Source organism: Rathayibacter sp. VKM Ac-2928, assembly GCF_022815545.1.
Lineage (GTDB): Bacteria > Actinomycetota > Actinomycetes > Actinomycetales > Microbacteriaceae > Rathayibacter > Rathayibacter festucae.
On the sequence record NZ_JALGRU010000001.1, the window covers coordinates 730,439 to 747,481 of the forward strand.

The window sequence follows — 17,043 nt, forward strand, 5'->3', positions numbered from 1 at the left end:
CGGCTACTCGACCAGCATGAAGGGGGCCCTGCGGGGCTGCGCTGCTTTCGGGGAGCGGGCGCGCTCCATGCTGATCGAGTAGCCCGCGGAGCGGGCGTATCGAGATCCACCGTCGTCCGGTGGGTGGGTCTCGATACACCGCTGCGCGGCTACTCGACCAGCATGAAGGCCCTGCGAGCCTCGACCGGCATGACCGGTCGCGTCAGTACAGGCCCCAGGGCTGCGAGGTGACGGCGAACGGCTCGTCGTAGAAGTAGACGGTGTAGCCGCCGCGGACGATCCGCTCGTGCGGGGGCAGCAGGGTGGAGGTCCGCAGCTCCTGGTCGTTGTAGTCGCCGGTCGTGACGACGATCACCGGCGGGCCGTCGGCCTGCGCCAGGGCGTCGTAGCCGGGGTAGCGGCGGGTGACGAGGGCGGCGACCGTGACCTCCTCGTTCGTGGACGCGGTCATCGCGTAGCTGAGCCAGTAGTCGCCCCAGACGTGCTCGGCGCCGCGGCGCTCGAGCATCTCGACCACCGCGCGGTAGCCGCCGTCGAAGCGGTTCGAGGTGTCGCTCCGGAACCCCTCCGAGCGGTCCCACACTCCCGAGACGGTCAGCGCCGCCGCGACGAGCACCGCGACCAGGGCGACCGGTCGCCAGCGCGCGAGCAGCCACGCGCCCGCCAGGGCGAACGCGGGCATCAGGAAGACGCTGTAGCGCACCGAGTCGTAGTCGAGGTCGAGCCCGGCGCCGAGGATCAGCACGGCGCAGAGCAGCAGCGTGCCGGTGCCGACCAGCACGGGGGCGAGACGCCGCCGGACCGCGCCGACGAGGACCAGCCCGGCCAGCAGGACGACTGCGGTCCAGCCGACGATCGAGTCGGCCGGCTCGCCCGGGGCGACGGTGAACGCGACGGGGAGCATGTCGTGGAAGAGCGCGGTGACGCTGTCGATCGTCGGCTCCCAGTCGCTGGTGCCGGCGCCGAGCGGCGCGGTCGCGCTCGAGCTGCGCAGCGCCTCGAGGAGCCACGGCGAGCCGGCGACGACCGCCGTGCCGATGCCCAGCAGCCAGTGCAGCGGGCGCCGGATGTCGCGGATCACCAGCGCGAGGACGGCCGGGGCCGCCAGCGCGACGCTCATCGGCGAGGTCCAGAGCGCGAGACCGCTGAGCGCGCCCGCGGCGATCCAGGAGAGCAGCGGTCGCCGCAGCGACGCGGTGGCGACCGCGATCACGCCGAGCGCGACCACGATGCTCGGCCCGTAGAAGCCCGGGTCCCTGGTCGACACCTGGAGCAGGACGACGCCGGGGAACCAGAACAGCAGGCCGGCTGTCGCGCCCGCCACCGGACCGGCGAGGCGCCGAGCGATCACGCGCAGCAGGACGGCCGCCCCCAGGAACCACAGCGAGGAGACGATCGCGAGCACCTCGATGTGCGCGCCGAAGACGAGCATCGCCAGCCCGGCCGTGGTCTGCAGCAGCGTGCCGCCGTAGGACTGGCCCCAGAAGAAGGCGGGGAGCTCGCCGTCCGCGACGTGCTTGGCCATCAGGTAGACGACCGCGTGATCGGCGTCGAAGGTGTGCGCGGGACTGACGATGAAGAGGACCCGCAGAGCCAGGCCGACGGCCGCGAGGATCCAGAACACGAGACCCGCGGAGTGGGCGCCGAGCCGGCGCAGCGTGCGTGTGCCGAGACCGGGAGCCGGCGCGTCCTCGGTCGTCATCGTCAGCTCCCTGGGCGCCCGGGCCGACGGATCGCAGCCGCAGAGAATCTAGTGCATGCGGGTGACCGGCACCGTCGACCGGCGCCCGCCTCCGGGCCCTGGACGTGCCCCGTGCTAATCTCTCCGATTGCCCGTCCGACGGGCGACCCCTCCTCCCCTCCATCGAAAGGCAGCCGTGACCGCATCGCGTCGCTTCCTCCTGGCCGGCGGGGCGGGCTTCCTCGGCTCGAACCTCGCCGCTGAGATCCTCCGCCGGGGGGACGAGGTCGTGGTGATCGACGACCTGATCACCGGCTCCACCCGCAACATCGGTCCGCTGCTGGCCCACCCGTGCTTCAGCTTCGTCCAGGACGACGCGGCGAACGCGCTCGCGGTGCCCGGTCCGTTCGACGTCGTGCTGCACTTCGCCTCGCCGGCGTCGCCGCCGCGATATCTGGCGCACCCGATCGAGACGCTGCACGCCGGCTCGACGGTGACCGAGGCGCTGCTCGAGGTCGCCAAGCGCGACGGCGCCCGCTTCGTCGTCTCCTCCACCTCCGAGGTCTACGGCGACCCGCACGTGCACCCGCAGCACGAGGAGTACTGGGGCAACGTCAACCCGAACGGGCCCCGCAGCGTCTACGACGAGGCCAAGCGCTACGCCGAGGCGATCACCTTCGCCTACCGCCGGTACTTCGACGTCGACACCGGCGTGGTGCGCATCTTCAACACCTACGGCCCGAACATGGACATCGACGACGGCCGCGCCGTCCCGGCGTTCGTGAAGGCGGCGCTGGCCGGCACCTCGATCCCGATGCACGGCGACGGCACCCAGACCCGCTCGCTGCTCTTCGTCGACGACCTCGTCGACGGGATCCTGCGGATGGCCGACTCGAAGGACGCGGGTCCGATCAACCTGGGCAGCGTCGACGAGCTGGAGCTGGGCGAGATCGCCCGCCGCATCGTCGCGCTCGTCGGCAGCGACTCGGAGATCCACTACGAGCCCCGCCCGATCGACGACCCGGAGCGCCGGAAGCCCGACATCACGAAGGCGCGCGAGATCCTCGGCTGGCAGCCGACGATCCCGCTCGAGGACGGACTGGCGCGGACCATCGCCTGGTTCCAGGCCACCGTCGTCACCGCGCCGTAGGCCGCCGCGCCCCGCCCTCCACCGCGCCCCGAACCCCTCGCGCCCCGAACCCCTCGCGCCCCGAACCCCTCGCGCCCTGACCCCACCGCGCGCCGCAGCCCGCCCGGCGCCGTACGAGAGAGAATCCCGACGTGAAGCTTTCCATCCTCATGCCCGTCTACAACGAGCAGGCGACCCTCCAGAAGGCCGTCGACCGCGTCCTCGCGATCCGGTTCCAGGACGGCGTCGAGATCGAGTTCGTCATCGTGAACGACGGCAGCCGCGACCGCACGAAGCAGATCCTCGACGCGCTCGACGATCCCCGCATCCGCGTCTTCCACCAGCCGATGAACCAGGGCAAGGGCGCGGCGATCAGCCGGGCCGTGCAGGAGGCGACCGGCGACTACGTCATCATCTGCGACGCCGACGAGGAGTACCGGCCCAGCGAGATCCCCTCGCTCCTGCAGCCCGTCCTCGACGGCGAGGCGCAGCTGGTCTACGGCAGCCGTACCTTCGGCAGCCACACCTCGTTCTCCTACTGGTACGTCATCGGCAACAAGGGCGTGAACCTGATCACGAACGTGCTCTTCAACGCCTACGTCTCCGACGTCGAGACCTGCTTCAAGCTGATGCCCCTGAGCCTGTACCGCTCGCTGGAGATCAAGGAGAAGGGCTTCGGCATGGAGGCTGAGGTCACCGCGAAGCTGCTCGCCCGCGGCTACCGCCCCTACGAGGTCGGGATCAGCTACAAGGCCCGCACCCGCGAGGAGGGCAAGAAGATCACCGTCAAGGACGGCTTCGAGGCGCTCTGGATCCTCCTCAAGATCCGCGTCCGCGAGGGCTCGCGCACCCGTCCGCCGCAGACCGCGGGGATCTGAGCCGATGGCCAGGAGGGGTCCCGTCGCGCTCGCGAAGGCGCTGTACAGCGGCCTGATCTCGTACGTGCTGAAGTTCGGCGTCGTCGGGATCCTCGGCCTCGTCGTCGACGTCACCGTCTTCAACCTGCTGCGAGTCGGCGGGATCGGCGGCGAGCACCTCCTCTCCGGGCCCATCGGTGCGAAGGTCGTCGCGGTGGCCGCAGCGACGGTCGTGACCTGGTTCGGCAACCGCTACTGGACCTTCCGCGAGCACCGCCGCGCCAACTACCTGCTCGAGCTCGCCGAGTTCAGCGTCGTCGCGGTCGCCGGCATGCTGGTGAACCTGCTGCCGCTCTACATCTCGCACTACGTGCTCGGCTTCGACAACCTCGTCGCCGACAACATCTCCGCGAACGTGATCGGCCTCCTGCTCGCGACCGCCTTCCGGTTCGTGCTCTACCGCTTCTGGGTCTTCGGCCACCACCGCTCCGGCGGCGTCGTCGAGAAGCGCGAGGCGCAGATGGCGGCGGCGGCGCTGTTCGAGGACGACGCCGCGGCGGCGAACGACACCGCGTCGATCAAGCTCCGCTGACGTGCCCGCCTACAATGGCGGGGTGCCTGAAGAGACGACTGCCCTCACGCCCGCCGGAGACGGCCCGGACGCCACGGCTCCGGACGCCTCGGTTCCGATGACCGCGGCCCCGACCGCCACGACTCCGGACGCTCCGACGTCCGAGTCGCGGACGCCGGAGACCGTCGAGGAGCTCCGCGCCCGCCTCGACGAGCTGCTGAACGATCCGCTCGACGAGTGGGCCGCGAACATGCACTTCGGCGGTGGCGCCCACTACGTCGCCGACTTCGAGAGCACGCTCTCGTGGCGGGTCACCCGCCCGCTCCGCGCGGCGCGCACCTTCCAGATCCGGGTGGGCCAGCTCGGTCTCCCGGGAGCGGTGCAGCACTCGATCCGCTACGCGCAGCGCCGCTTCGGCGGTCGCAGCCGGTGAACGCCGCCGACCTCGCGGGCCGTGACGCCCGCCGCGCCTTCGTGGTGCAGCGACTCGAGCAGATCGCCCCCTTCGTCCTCGACGACCCCGAGCAGGCCGCGGACCTCGCGCTCCGCGGTCCCGGCCCGTTCCTCGACGAGATCGCGCGCACCGTCCAGCGGCGCGACGCCGACGACCTGACCTGGCTGTCGCTCACCGCGTTCCTCGGCGTCTACCCGGTGCCGCACCTGTTCAGCTGGTTCAAGCGCTCGCTGCAGCTCGCGAAGCCGCACGAGGCGATGCGGGTCTTCCTCGTCGCCGGCACGCGCGCCTCGACCGGCTACCACGACCTCTCGACCACGCTCTCCGTCGTCACCGGCGCCGTCGTCGTGGACGTCGACTTCTGCGCGCGCAACTCCCACGCCACCGGCATCCAGCGCGTCGTCCGCCAGACGATGAAGCGCTGGCACCGCGACCACGACCCGATCCTCACCGCCTGGGAGCACGGCTCGATGGCCCTGCGCCGCCTCGGCGAGGGCGAGCTCGAGCGCGTCATCGACTTCGAGACGAGCAGTGCCCGGGAGTGGGATCCGGGTCGCCCCGAGCGCGTCGACTTCATCGTGCCGTTCCGCTCCACCCTCGTCCTGCCCGAGGTTCCGGTCATCGGGATCTGCGCCCCGCTCGCCGCGCTCGCGGAGTTCTCCGGCAACACGGTGAGCCTGATCGGCTACGACGCGATCCCGGTCGTGAGCGCCGACACCGTTCCGCCGCAGGAGAGCCTGCGCTTCGTCAACTACCTCACCGTCGTCAAGCACTCCAGCCGGGTGGCCGGCATCAGCGAGGCCGCGACCCAGGAGTTCGCGGGCTTCAACGCCGCGCTCCCCGCGCAGGGCCTCGAGGGCCCCGAGCTCTCCACGGTCTCCCTCCCGGTCGAGGCGCCGCCGCTGGACGGCGAGCACCTCGAGGAGGAGGACGACCTCCCGCTCGTGCTCTCGGTCGGCAGCCACGAGCCGCGGAAGAACCACCTCGCGATCCTGTTCGCCGCAGAGGTGCTCTGGCGCGAGGGCAAGCGGTTCCGCCTGCGCTTCATCGGCGGCGGCAACCCGTGGGCCACGCAGGTCTTCGACGTCCGGATCCGCGAGGCCCAGCGCCGCGGTCGCACCGTGGAGGTCGTCCGCGGGGCCGGCGACGACGTGCTGCTCTCGTCCTATCGCAACGCGCGCTTCTTCGTCTTCCCCTCCACCCACGAGGGCTACGGGCTCCCGGTCGCCGAGGCGCTCGCGCTCGGCATCCCCGCGATCACCTCGGACCGCGGCTCGCTCGCCGAGATCGCGGCCGACGGCGGCTGCATCACGGTCGACCCGTACGACGACGACCAGCTCACCGCCGCGATGCGCGAGCTGCTCGACTCCGACGAGCGGGTCGCCGAGCTCACCGCCGAGGCGCACGCGCGCCCGAAGCGGACCTGGAACGACTACTCCGCCGAGCTGTGGGCGGCCCTCGTGCCCTCCGCCTCGAGCGAGCAGGAGGAGAACGATGCGTGAGTCCACCGCCCTCGAGCGCCTGACGCTGCTGCTCGAGACCCTCGAGCCCACCATCGCGCCCTCGCGCGAGGTGCCGGCGCTCGTCCAGCAGGTCGCCGACGCGGTCGGCGAGCCGAGCTTCGAGCAGACCTGGCTCATGCTCGCGGTGGTGAACGCCGAGCTGCCCGTGCGCGAGCAGGTCGTCGAGTCGCGCCGCAGCGCCCGTCTCGACGGCGTCGCCGCACTGCTGACCGGGCTGCTCCGGCCGACCCCGGCCTCCCGCGTGCTCGACGCCGTCCGCGCGCCGAGCACCGTCGTGATCGCCCGGCACGCCGTCCTGGTCGACGTGCACCACACCGCGCGCACGGGCCTCGCGACCGGGATCCAGCGGGTCGTCCGCACCACGATCGTCGAGTGGAACAGCCGGCACGACATCGGCCTCATCGTCTGGGACGACGCGATGACGGGCTTCCGCGAGGTCGGCAACGAGCTGCGGACGAACGCGCTCTACGGCTCCGCGCCGGACGCCAAGCTCGACGCGCACGCGCCCGTGGTCGTCCCGTGGGAGTCGCTCTACGTGCTCCCCGAGCTCGCGATCGAGGACGAGCGCAGCGGACGCCTCGCCGCCTTCACCGAGTTCAGCGGCAACGCGACGACGATGATCGGCCACGACTGCGTGCCGCTGACGACCGCGGAGACCGCGCACGGCGGGATCAGCGGCCAGTTCCCGCGGACGCTCGTCGCCGTCTCGCACATGGACCGGGTGACCACGGTCTCCCGTGCCTCCGAGACCGAGTACCGCGGCTGGCGCGGCATGCTCGAGGGCGAGAAGGGGCCGGAGATCGACGCGATCCCGCTGCCCGCCTCCGCCGGCGGCGACGACGACTTCGACGAGGCCGCGACCCGGCTGACCCTCGGCGCCGTGGGCGACGAGCCGCTGGTGGTCTGCATCGGCAGCCACGAGCCGCGCAAGAACCACCTCGCGGTGCTGCACGCGGCCGAGCTGGCCTGGCGCTCCGGCGTCGAGTTCACGCTGGCCTTCATCGGCGGCAACGCCTGGAGCAGCGAGGAGTTCCAGGGGCGGATGCACGCGCTCCAGGACGAGGGCCGTCACGTCGACTCCTTCTCGGCGATCACCGACGAGCTGCTCTGGAGTGCCTACCGCAGCGCGACCTGCACGATCTTCCCCTCGCTGAACGAGGGCTTCGGGCTGCCCGTGGCCGAGTCGCTCGCGGTCGGCACGCCGGTGATCACCTCGGGCTTCGGCAGCATGAGGGACATCGCGGAGCAGGGCGGCGCGCTGCTCGTCGATCCGCGCGACGACCACTCGATCCGCGACGCGCTCGTGACGCTGCTGACCGACGACGAGGTGCACGCCCGGCTCACCGCCGAGGCGCGCGCCCGGGTCAACCGCACCTGGACCGAGTACGCCGACGAGGTCTGGACCTACGTCACGGCCGTCGCACCGGCGGGCGTCTCGACGCTCTGAGCGCGGGCTCGCGGGCGCTTGCCGTCCGCGGGCTCAGCGGCCCGCGAGCTCCCGCGCGGCCCGCACGAGCGCCTCGGCGGCCTCGTTCCACGGGGCGATCCGGCCGGGCTCGACCCGCCGGGGGCGTGCGAGAGCGGTCTCGATCGCGCTCCGCAGCGCGTCCTCGTCGCCGACCGGGACGAACGTCGCCGCCGCCTCGTGCCCGCGGAGCGCGTCGTGGATCCCCGGGATGTCGGAGACGATGACGGGCGTGCCGGTGGCGACCGCCTCCAGGGCGGGCAGGCCGAAGCCCTCGTGCAGCGAGACGAGCGCGAGCGCGTCGGCACCGGTCATCAGGGCGGGCATCTCCGCGTCCTCGACGAAGACCGGCGAGAGCCGGACGTCGGCGCCCGCGTCGGCGGCCCGGGCGACGGCCTCGCGGACGTCCTCGTCGTCCCAGGCAGTCGCGCCGACGATCAGCAGGGTGCAGCCGGCCGGGCGGTCGGCGGCCGCGAAGGCGCGGACGAGCGCCGCGACGTTCTTCCGCGGCTCGACGGCGCCCACGTAGAGCAGGTAGCGCTCGACGCCGACGCGCGCGGTGACGGCGGCGACCTCGTCGGCCTGTCGGGGACGGAAGTCCGCCGCGTCGACCGTCGTCGGCAGGATCCGCAGCCGCTCGCCCGCGACGCCGAGGTGCCGCTCGATCTCGCCGGCCGCGGACGCGGTGCCGGTGGCGACCAGGTCGGAGCGGGCCAGCCAGCCGGGCATCCGGGCCTGCAGGAGGGCGCGGCGGGCCGCCGGGACGAGCTCGGGCGCGACGGCGAAGCAGGCGTCGTGCACGAAGGTGATCGCTCGCGAGCGGCGGCTGAGCGCCCAGTTGCGGTAGTTGGGGAAGAAGTAGACCCCGCGGCCGACCAGCGGGTCGATCGGCACCGGCGTCCGGGTCAGCAGGCCGACCAGGCGCCGGGGGAGCGGGATGCCGCGCACGCGGAAGCCGAGCCCGTGCCGGGTGATCGCGGCGGTCTCGGACGCGGGGGCGAAGAGGACCACCTCGACCTCGCGGCGGAAGCGCTCCTCGCCGAGGGCGCGCAGCGTCTCCAGCAGCACGTGCCCGACCCCGGTGAGCCGCTCGGCCGCGAGGGGGCTCGCGTCGACGAGCAGCCGCACCGGGCGTGCGGTCACGCCCGGGTGACGCCGTCGACGGTGGCCGAGGCGGCCACGCTCACGAGGCCGACGCGCTTGTCGCTGCGCTCGACGGTGAAGCGGGCGCCGACCGGCACGCGGACGAACTCGCCGTTGCCGAGCGTGGAGGCCGACGCGTGCACGGCGTAGGTGCCGCCGCCGAAGCGGATGTCCGGGAGGGAGAACGTGATGGTCGTCTGCTCCGTGAGCGGCGGGTGCTCGAAGCCGAGGCGCATGGTGTTGGTGCCGAAGACCACCTGGCCGAGCGGGGTGTCCACGCCCATGCCGACGAACCAGTTCTCGACCGGGGCACCGCTGAGCGGGCGCAGGGTCACCGACACCGTCAGGTCGTCGCCGGGGCGCAGGGTGCGGTTGCCCTCCTCGACCGTGCCGCCCTCGAGCTCGACGCTGACGATCTCGGCGGCGGGCAGCGGCTCGGGCTCCTCGCCGGCCTCCTCCGCCTCGACGATCGCCTCGGCGGTCTCGCGCTCGACGCGCTCCTGGCGGGAGTTCTCGAAGCCGTTGCGCAGGACCTCGAGGCCGCGGGCGGTCTCACCGTCGTAGATGACGTTGCCGTGCTGCAGGACGACGGTGCGGTCGCAGAGCTCGCCGACCTGCTCGAGCGAGTGGGTGACCAGCACGATGGTCTTGCCCGCGCGCTGGAAGGCGCGGATGCGGTCCATGCACTTGCGCTGGAACGGCTCGTCGCCGACCGCGAGGACCTCGTCGACCAGCAGGAGGTCGGGGTCGGTGTGGATGGCGATCGCGAAGGCGAGCCGCACGTACATGCCGGAGGAGTAGAACTTCACCTGCGTGTCGATGAAGTCGACGATCTCGGAGAACTCGACGATCGAGTCGAACTTCTCCTCGAGCTCGCGGCGGGAGAGCCCGAGGATCGCGCCGTTGAGGAAGACGTTCTCGCGGCCGGTGAGGTCGGGGTGGAAGCCCGCGCCGAGCTCGAGCAGTGCCGCGAGGCGCCCGCGGCGCTCGACGGTCCCGGTGGTGGGCTGGATGATGCCGCCGATGAGCTTGAGCAGCGTGCTCTTGCCGGAGCCGTTCGCGCCGATCAGGCCGACCGTGGAGCCGAGCGGGATCTCGAGGTCGATGTCGCGCAGCGCCCAGAAGTCGTCGCGGTGCTGCTTGCCGCGGCCGAAGTTGACGATGCGCTCCTTGACGCTCTTGTCCTTGCGGATCACGAAGCGCTTGGAGGCGTTCTGGACGCGGATGATGGTCGGCATCTCGGTCGACTCGGGAAGGGCGACCTCGGACTCGAGCGTCATGGGATCAGATCTCCTGTGCGAAGTTGCCCTCGAGGCGGCGGAAGACGCGGTGGGCGAGCCACACGAGCACGACCCCGACCAGGAAGACGATGAAGAGGTGGAGGGCCATGTCGGCCGGCCACGGCTGACCGGCGACGGTGTTGAAGCTGCCGTCGGCCTGCTCGACCTGGGTCTCCCGCGAGCCGGGACCCCAGATCGCCCGCTGGAAGGCGAGCATCGCGTTGGTCATCGGGTTGAGCAGGTAGATCTGCTCGAGCCAGCCCGGCACGGTCTGGACGACGAAGGACCACGCGTAGGTGATCGGCGAGAGCCAGAAGAAGATCAGCAGGCCGACCTCGACGAGGAACTGGATGTCGCGGAGGTAGACGTTGAGCGCCGAGAGCGCGAGCGCGAGGGCCAGGCCGTAGACCAGGGTGACCGCGAGCGCCGGGATGATGAAGAGCAGCTGCCAGCTGACGTTGAGCGCCCCGAGCGCGATCGCGCCCACGATCAGCACCAGGAACTGCACGGCGAAGTTGAACAGCGCGGCGCCGATGGTGGCGACCGGGAAGATCTCGCGCGGCAGGTAGACCTTCTTGATCAGTCCCGCGTTCGCGAGGATCGAGGTCGTGCCGGTGGCGACGATCTCGCTGAACAGGTTCCACAGCGTCAGGCCGCAGAAGACGAAGATCGCGAAGACCGGGATGCCGCGGGCGGCGCCGAGGAACTGGCCGATCGCCACGTAGTAGATCATCAGCATCACGAGCGGGCGGATGAGCGTCCAGACGAAGCCGAGGCTCGAGTCCTTGTAGCGCGCCTTCAGCTCGCGGTTGACGAGCAGCTTGAGCAGCTCGCGGTGCCGGAAGATGTCGATCAGCGACGAGACGAAGCCGCCCGAGCGCTGACCCGGCTGGGTCCCGCTCTGATGGAACGGCTCCTGTGCGATCGCGTCGACGCGGTCGGCCGCGCGCGTGATCGTCGTTTTCCTGCTGCTCATCGGACTCCCAGCCCTAGCACTGCCGGGGCGGCAGCCAGATCATTGTACGTAACGCCTGCGCCGCCGCACGGCGACGGGCGCTGGACGGCGGCGGGTGCTCAGCCCGCGGCGCGGGCGAGCTCGAGGTCGTGCTCGACCATGCGGGCGACGATCTCCTCGAAGGCGACCGTCGGGGCCCAGCCGAGCTCGGCCCGGGCCTTCGACGCGTCGCCGCGCATCTCCGGGGCGTCGACCGGGCGGGCGAAGCGCGGATCGATCCGGATCCGGTCCTCCCAGGCGTCGATGCCGGCGGCGGCGAAGGCCGCGCCGACGAACTCGCGGACGGAGTGCGCGACACCGGTCGCGACGACGTAGTCGCCGGCCGACCCGGCGCGCGAGGCGCGGACGAGAGCGTCCACGTAGTCGGGCGCCCACCCCCAGTCGCGGCGGGCGTCGAGGTTGCCGAGCGAGAGCTCGGACTCGGTGCCCGCGGCGATCGCGGCGACGCCGGCCGTGATCTTCCGGGTGACGAAGCTCTCGGGGCGGCGGGGCGACTCGTGGTTGTAGAGGATCGCGGAGGACGCGTGCAGGCCGCGGCCGCGGTAGACCCCGACGAGGTGGTGCGCGAAGGCCTTCGCCGCGCCGTAGGGCGAGACGGGGCGGATCGGCGTCGACTCGGTCTGCGGGTTCTCGGTCGCCGCGCCGAAGATCTCCGAGGAGGAGGCCTGCACGAAGCGCACTTCGCGGCCCGCCGACTCCTGCAGGGCCAGCGCGGCCTCGAGCAGCGCGGCGACGGCCGTGCCGGTCACCTCGGCGGTCAGCACCGGCTCCTGCCAGGACTGCGCCACCGAGGAGATCCCGGCGAGGTGGAAGACCGTGTCGGGCCGCGCCTCGGCGATCACGCGGCCGAGGCCGGCGGCGTCGCGGAGGTCGCCCTGGAAGGGGCGGACGGACGCGGGCAGGGAGGCGTCCTCGTCGCGCACGAGCGCGGAGACCTCCCAGCCGTCGGCGAGCAGACGCTCGACGAGGTAGCCCCCGTCCTGTCCGCTCGCCCCGGTGACGAACGCTGCGGGCACGGCGGCTACTTGATCAGCGCGGACTGCTCGGCGAGGTCGTTCTCGACCATCATCGAGACGAGCTCCGGGAAGGAGACCTTCGGCTGCCAGTCGAGCACGTCGCGCGCCTTCGCCGGGTCGCCGATGAGCAGGTCGACCTCGGCCGGGCGCATGAACGCGGGGTTCTGCGTGACGTAGGGGGTCCAGTCCTCGATGCCGACGTGGTTGAAGGCGATGTCGAGGTACTCGCGGATCTCGTGGGTCTCGCCGGTGGCGACCACGTAGTCGTCGCCCTCGGGCTGCTGCAGCATCCGCCACATCGCGTCGACGTAGTCGCCGGCGAAGCCCCAGTCGCGCTTGGCGTCGAGGTTGCCGAGCTCCAGCGTCTCCTGGAGGCCGAGCTTGATGCGGGCCACCGCGAGGCTGATCTTGCGGGTGACGAACTCCGGGCCGCGGCGGGGCGACTCGTGGTTGAAGAGGATGCCCGACGAGGCGTGCATGCCGTAGGACTCGCGGTAGTTGATGGTCATGTAGTGACCGAAGACCTTGGCGACGCCGTAGGGCGAGCGCGGCCAGAGGAGGGTCTCCTCGCTCTGGGGGACCTGCTGGACCTTGCCGAACATCTCGGACGAGGACGCCTGGTAGAACTTCACGCGCGACATGTCGTCGCCGGCGTAGAGGCGCACGGCCTCGAGGATGTTGAGCACGCCCTTGCCGGTCACGTCGGTCGTGAGCGACGCGTTCTCCCACGAGTAGGCGACGAACGAGATCGCGCCGAGGTTGTAGACCTCGTCGGGCTGCGAGGCGGCGAGCACGCGCACGAGGCTCGACACGTCGGTCAGGTCACCGGTGAGCAGCGTCACCTCGGGGACGGTGCGGCGGACGAGCTCGTACTTGGGGTTGTTCTGCCCACGGACGAGCCCGAAGACCTCGTAGCCCTTCTCGAGCAGCAGCTCGGCGAGGTAGAGGCCGTCCTGGCCGGTGATTCCGGTGATCAAAGCGCGGGGCACGTGGTGGTCCGTTTCGTCGGGGTCGGTGACAGCGGGCTACATACTACCCACCGGCCTCCGCCGCGCCGGGGAGCACCCGCCGGAGGCGCTCCGCGGCGCGGGGGTCGGGCGCGGGTAGTCTGACCCGGCCCTCACCGCGAGGGAGCCTCGATCCGATCGGACGCCATGCCGGAACGCCTCGCCGTCACGCTCGCCGTGCTCACCGTCGACCCCGGCGGAATGGGCGGCGGCGAGACCTACGCCCGTGCGCTGACCCGGTTGCTCGTGACGCGGCCGGGGGAGGAGGGGCTGCGCGTGCAGGCGCTCGTGCCCGAGAACGCCCGCGGCTTCAGCGAGGGCGTGCCCGAGATCGTGGCCGAGGGCGTCGTCAGCGGGGCCGGCCACCGCCGCCGGGCGACGGGGATGCTCCAGGCGCTCGTGCGCACGCTCCGGCTCCGGCGCCTGCTCGGGCCGGACGAGATCCTCTACTTCCCCTTCACCGTCCCGCTGCCCTGGCCCTCGCGGCGCCAGGGGCACGTGCAGATGGTCTTCGACCTCCAGCACCGCGATCTGCCGCAGCTCTTCCCGCGCGTCGAGCGCGTCTTCCGGCGGATCGCCTACGAGGCCACCGCGCGCCGCGCCGACGCGATCATCACCATCAGCGCCTTCACCAAGGGGCGCATCGTCGAGCTGCTCGGCATCCCGGAGGAGCGGATCTACGTGTCGCATCTCGGCGTGGACACCGAGCGCTTCCGCCCGCACCTGGGCGCGCGCGAGGACTTCGTCTTCTACCCGGCGCGCGCCTGGCCGCACAAGAACCACGCACGGCTGTTCGAGGCGATGCGCCTGCTCCGTGCCGAGGGCCACGACCTGCGGCTGGTGCTCACCGGAGGCGACCTGGAGAAGCTCGGCCCGCTGCCCGACTTCGTCGAGTGGCGCGGGCACGTGGGCGCCGAGGAGCTGGCGGAGATCTACCGGCGCGCGGCCGTCCTCGCCTTCCCGAGCCTCTACGAGGGCTTCGGCTTCCCGCCGATCGAGGCCATGGCCTCCGGCTGCCCCGTGGCGGCCGCGGACTCCGGATCGCTGCCCGAGATCTGCGGCGACGCCGCGGTGCTCGTCGATCCGCTCGAGCCGCGCTCGATCGCCGACGGGATCCTCGAGGCGATCGAGCGCTCCGCCGAGCTCGGTGCGAAGGGCGTCGAGCGCGCGGCCCGGTTCAGCTGGGAGCGCTGCCGGGAGGAGCACCTGGCGGTGCTGCGGGCTGTCGCGGCAGCCCGCCGGGCCGGTCGCCGGGGTGCAGGAGCCGCCGCCAGCTGAGCCCCTGCGCGGCGCGCATCGCGCAGATCACCAGCAGCAGCCAGCCGGCGTCGACCAGGAGCGAGCTCTCCGCGAGCGAGGTGACGACGAGGACGCTGAGCACCAGCACCGGCCAGACGTGCACGACCGCCTTCCGCTCGGAGGCGATGAGCCACGAGCGCCAGAGGGCGAGGCCGACCAGCACGAGGAAGAGCGCGACCCCGACGACGCCCACCTGCAGCGCCAGGTCGAACACCGCGTGCAGGCTGGAGGAGTGCGGCCGGCCGGAGAGGAAGTCGATCGCGTTGAACGGGTAGAGGTCGGTGCGCCAGTAGCCCACCCAGCCCCAGCCGATGATCGGCGCCAGGTCGGTGAAGCGCCAGACCTGCTGCCAGAGGGTGACCCGGAACTCGAACTCGCTGCCCGCGTTGAGCAGGTCGACGATCCGGAAGCGGAAGAGCCCTGCGGTGAGCGCGGACGCCACGAGCACCGCGAGCGTCGTGTACTGCCGCCGCCGACGCTGCTCGCCGGTGGCGCGGCGCACCCAGCGCAGGATCAGCGCGACGACCGCGGCGACGACGAGCACGCCGGCGCTGACCGCCGAGCGGGTGAGCACCAGGGTGACCACGGCGAGCGCGAGCGAGGCGAGGGCCGGGCCGCGCGCCACGGACCGGGTCATCAGCTCGACCGAGAAGGTGACGACCGCCAGCAGGCAGACCAGCCCCAGCTGGTTGCGGGTGCCGACCAGCCCCTGGATCGGGCCGCCGACGGCCAGGAGGCCCTCGACGCCGAGGAAGCGCAGCGGCCGGTCGATCAGGGCGCCGGAGAGTACCTCGACGGCCAGCGAGCCGATCAGCACGAACCGCATCACGTCGCCGACCGCGCGGATCACCTGGATGATGTCGCGGGTGAGGCCGATCGCGATCGCGAGGAAGGCGAGGGCGAGCTGGTAGAGCACGCTCGAGGCGGTGGCCCACTGGTAGCCGCTCCAGAGCGTGCTGAGGGCGATCCAGCCGAGGAAGACCAGGATGCTGGTCGGCAGCAGCCCCTCCCAGTCGAGCAGCTCGCGCCGCAGCACGAGCATGACGGCCGCGAGGGCGGTGAGCGTCGCGATCGCCGCGATGTAGCCGGGCCAGCCGATCATCCCGCGCACCGCCGGCGCGCAGAGCACGACGACGAGGGAGGTCTGCGCGAGGGCCGCCGCGAACTGCGGGGACGCCAGGGCGTCCGCGAGGGCGGCCGGCAGAGCCGACGGCCGACCGCCCCTCATCGGACGGCGCGCTGGCCGGCGAGGGGGATCGGCTCGGCGGTGAGCGCGTCCTCCTCCTCGTTCGCGGGCTGCTTGGTCAGGACCGCCAGGGCGGCCAGCAGGAGCCAGCCGCTCTCGATCAGGAGCCGGCTCTCGAACAGCGCCTGCGCGAGGAGGGCGGCGAGCAGCAGCAGCGGCGCGAGCGACACGGCCGAGTAGGGCAGCGCCGTCGTCGCACTGCGGCGCGGGCGGTCGACGGCGCGGAACCAGGCGCGCCAGAGGGTCGAGACCACGAGGGCGGTGAAGAGCACCAGCCCGATGATGCCGAGCTGGAACCAGACATCGAGCCAGGCGTCGTGCGCCTGCAGGTAGAGGACGCCCTTGCGCTCGGCGAGGGTGTCGAACGGGGCGGCCCAGGGCGCCCAGTAGCTGACCCAGCCCCAGCCGAGGACGGGCCGCTCGGCGGCGAGTGCCCAGACCGAGCGCCAGATGTCGAGCCGGCCGGTCGCGTCCTCGCTCTTGCCGAGGAGGCCGAGCAGGGTGCCCCAGCCCGCGATCGCGCTGCCCGCGAGCACGACGGCGGTCGCGGCGGCCGTGACGTAGACGGGCCGCCGCTCCGACTCGCCACGGCGTCGCGCCCAGAGCGCGAAGGCCGCGGCCGCCGCGACGGCGACGACGCAGAGCAGCACGGTGGCGGAGCGGGTGAGCAGGAGCGTCGCGGCGAACAGGACGATCCAGACGGCGCCCCAGCGGGGACGGAGGCTGCGCGCGGCCAGCTCGATCAGCACGACGATCAGGCCGAGCAGGGCGAGGAAGCCGAGCAGGTTGCGGTTGCCGACGAGCCCCTGGATCGGCTCGCCGGTGAACAGCGCGGCCTGCGACCAGTAGAAGGCGTCCGGGATGCGGCCGGCCGGCAGGTCGATGACGAACGGCAGCACGGGCGCGCGGACGACGACCGCCACGACGAGCTCGAACACGAGCGAGGCGCCGACGGTGATCCGGAGCGCGCGGCCGAGGGCGGTGACGAACTGCGCCGTGCTGAGCGTCAGGGCGAGGGCGACCGCCCCGAGCGAGGTGGCGAGCTGCGCGACGACGCCGATCGCGCTCGCCCCGGGGTACGCCGACCAGAGCAGCGAGAGCACGGCGAGGGCGAGGAAGGCGACGAGCGCCTTGGGCGTCCGGCTCCAGCGCAGCCGAGGCCGCACCCGGACCAGCAGCACGACGACGCCGACCAGCAGCGCCGCGACGACGACCCCCCAGCCCCACCAGCCCGCGAGGTTCCGCAGCGCCTGGCCACCCAGCATCACCGTGAGCACGGCCACCGCGAGCGCTCGGGGAGCGGCGGGCGCGGCGCGTCGGATCATGGCGAACAGTCTAGGGAGCGGGCGGCCGGCGA

At 72.3% G+C, this 17,043-nt stretch carries 15 protein-coding genes; 7 read left to right on the plus strand and 8 right to left on the minus strand.

The window, feature by feature from the left end; translation table 11 throughout:
* Positions 1 to 202: 202 nt before the first annotated feature.
* Complete coding sequence (locus MT350_RS03515) at positions 203 to 1,702, minus strand: glycosyltransferase family 39 protein (RefSeq protein WP_243615395.1); 1,500 nt, start codon at positions 1,700 to 1,702, stop codon at positions 203 to 205.
* A gap of 175 nt (positions 1,703 to 1,877) precedes the next feature.
* Here MT350_RS03515 and MT350_RS03520 point away from each other — a divergent pair, with 175 nt between their 5' ends.
* From MT350_RS03520 to MT350_RS03545, 6 genes are all read left to right on the plus strand, one after another.
* Positions 1,878 to 2,831 (plus strand): NAD-dependent epimerase/dehydratase family protein, encoded by a 954-nt coding sequence (locus MT350_RS03520; RefSeq protein WP_243615396.1) that lies wholly within the window; start codon positions 1,878 to 1,880, stop codon positions 2,829 to 2,831.
* 131 nt (positions 2,832 to 2,962) lie between these two features.
* The gene (locus MT350_RS03525) at positions 2,963 to 3,688 is read left to right on the plus strand and encodes a glycosyltransferase family 2 protein (protein ID WP_243615397.1); all 726 of its coding nucleotides are present in this window, start codon (positions 2,963 to 2,965) and stop codon (positions 3,686 to 3,688) included.
* A gap of 4 nt (positions 3,689 to 3,692) precedes the next feature.
* A complete protein-coding gene (locus tag MT350_RS03530; protein WP_123735229.1) occupies positions 3,693 to 4,259 on the plus strand; it encodes a GtrA family protein in 567 nt (188 codons plus the stop codon).
* A gap of 22 nt (positions 4,260 to 4,281) precedes the next feature.
* Entirely contained in the window at positions 4,282 to 4,671 is a 390-nt protein-coding gene (locus tag MT350_RS03535; protein ID WP_132435855.1) for a hypothetical protein, read from the plus strand.
* Positions 4,668 to 6,194: a glycosyltransferase family 1 protein gene (locus tag MT350_RS03540; RefSeq protein ID WP_243615398.1), complete on the plus strand. Its 1,527-nt coding sequence runs from the start codon at positions 4,668 to 4,670 to the stop codon at positions 6,192 to 6,194. Before MT350_RS03535 ends, MT350_RS03540 begins: the two co-directional genes overlap by 4 nt.
* Entirely contained in the window at positions 6,187 to 7,662 is a 1,476-nt protein-coding gene (locus MT350_RS03545; protein ID WP_243615399.1) for a glycosyltransferase family 1 protein, read from the plus strand. Before MT350_RS03540 ends, MT350_RS03545 begins: the two co-directional genes overlap by 8 nt.
* A gap of 33 nt (positions 7,663 to 7,695) precedes the next feature.
* Here the strand turns inward: MT350_RS03545 and MT350_RS20360 are convergent, their stop codons facing one another.
* The 5 genes from MT350_RS20360 to MT350_RS03570 all read right to left on the minus strand — a co-directional run bounded on the left by MT350_RS20360 (position 7,696) and on the right by MT350_RS03570 (position 13,123).
* On the minus strand, positions 7,696 to 8,823 hold the full coding sequence (locus MT350_RS20360) for a glycosyltransferase family 1 protein (protein WP_243615400.1): 1,128 nt from the start codon (positions 8,821 to 8,823) through the stop codon (positions 7,696 to 7,698).
* Positions 8,820 to 10,103 (minus strand): ABC transporter ATP-binding protein, encoded by a 1,284-nt coding sequence (locus MT350_RS03555; RefSeq protein ID WP_243598852.1) that lies wholly within the window; start codon positions 10,101 to 10,103, stop codon positions 8,820 to 8,822. Before MT350_RS03555 ends, MT350_RS20360 begins: the two co-directional genes overlap by 4 nt.
* 4 nt (positions 10,104 to 10,107) lie before the next feature.
* Positions 10,108 to 11,079: an ABC transporter permease gene (locus MT350_RS03560; RefSeq protein WP_123735234.1), complete on the minus strand. Its 972-nt coding sequence runs from the start codon at positions 11,077 to 11,079 to the stop codon at positions 10,108 to 10,110.
* A 98-nt stretch (positions 11,080 to 11,177) separates the two neighbouring features.
* On the minus strand, positions 11,178 to 12,134 hold the full coding sequence (locus MT350_RS03565) for a GDP-mannose 4,6-dehydratase (protein ID WP_243615401.1): 957 nt from the start codon (positions 12,132 to 12,134) through the stop codon (positions 11,178 to 11,180).
* 5 nt (positions 12,135 to 12,139) lie between these two features.
* Positions 12,140 to 13,123 carry a GDP-mannose 4,6-dehydratase gene (locus MT350_RS03570; RefSeq protein ID WP_123444375.1) on the minus strand — a complete coding sequence of 328 codons (984 nt, stop codon included), beginning with the start codon at positions 13,121 to 13,123 and terminating at the stop codon, positions 12,140 to 12,142.
* A 165-nt stretch (positions 13,124 to 13,288) separates the two neighbouring features.
* On the opposite strand from MT350_RS03570, the gene MT350_RS03575 reads away from it, so the two are divergent.
* Complete coding sequence (locus tag MT350_RS03575; RefSeq protein WP_243615402.1) at positions 13,289 to 14,419, plus strand: glycosyltransferase family 1 protein; 1,131 nt, start codon at positions 13,289 to 13,291, stop codon at positions 14,417 to 14,419.
* Here MT350_RS03575 and MT350_RS03580 read toward each other — a convergent pair.
* Positions 14,319 to 15,668 (minus strand): O-antigen ligase, encoded by a 1,350-nt coding sequence (locus MT350_RS03580; protein ID WP_243615403.1) that lies wholly within the window; start codon positions 15,666 to 15,668, stop codon positions 14,319 to 14,321. The genes MT350_RS03575 and MT350_RS03580 overlap by 101 nt on opposite strands.
* On the minus strand, positions 15,665 to 17,011 hold the full coding sequence (locus tag MT350_RS03585; RefSeq protein WP_243598855.1) for an O-antigen ligase: 1,347 nt from the start codon (positions 17,009 to 17,011) through the stop codon (positions 15,665 to 15,667). Before MT350_RS03585 ends, MT350_RS03580 begins: the two co-directional genes overlap by 4 nt.
* Positions 17,012 to 17,043: the final 32 nt, after the last annotated feature.

Excerpts from the sequence above, each read along its gene's own strand:
- MT350_RS03580 (WP_243615403.1), bottom strand. The coding sequence starts at position 15,668 with ATGAGGGGCGGTCGGCCGTCGGCTCTGCCGGCCGCCCTCGCGGACGCC.
- MT350_RS03515 (WP_243615395.1), bottom strand. The coding sequence starts at position 1,702 with ATGACGACCGAGGACGCGCCGGCTCCCGGTCTCGGCACACGCACGCTG.
- MT350_RS03545 (WP_243615399.1), top strand. The coding sequence starts at position 6,187 with ATGCGTGAGTCCACCGCCCTCGAGCGCCTGACGCTGCTGCTCGAGACC.
- MT350_RS03555 (WP_243598852.1), bottom strand. The coding sequence starts at position 10,103 with ATGACGCTCGAGTCCGAGGTCGCCCTTCCCGAGTCGACCGAGATGCCG.
- MT350_RS03530 (WP_123735229.1), top strand. The coding sequence starts at position 3,693 with ATGGCCAGGAGGGGTCCCGTCGCGCTCGCGAAGGCGCTGTACAGCGGC.
- MT350_RS03585 (WP_243598855.1), bottom strand. The coding sequence starts at position 17,011 with ATGATCCGACGCGCCGCGCCCGCCGCTCCCCGAGCGCTCGCGGTGGCC.
- MT350_RS03560 (WP_123735234.1), bottom strand. The coding sequence starts at position 11,079 with ATGAGCAGCAGGAAAACGACGATCACGCGCGCGGCCGACCGCGTCGAC.
- MT350_RS03575 (WP_243615402.1), top strand. The coding sequence starts at position 13,289 with ATGCCGGAACGCCTCGCCGTCACGCTCGCCGTGCTCACCGTCGACCCC.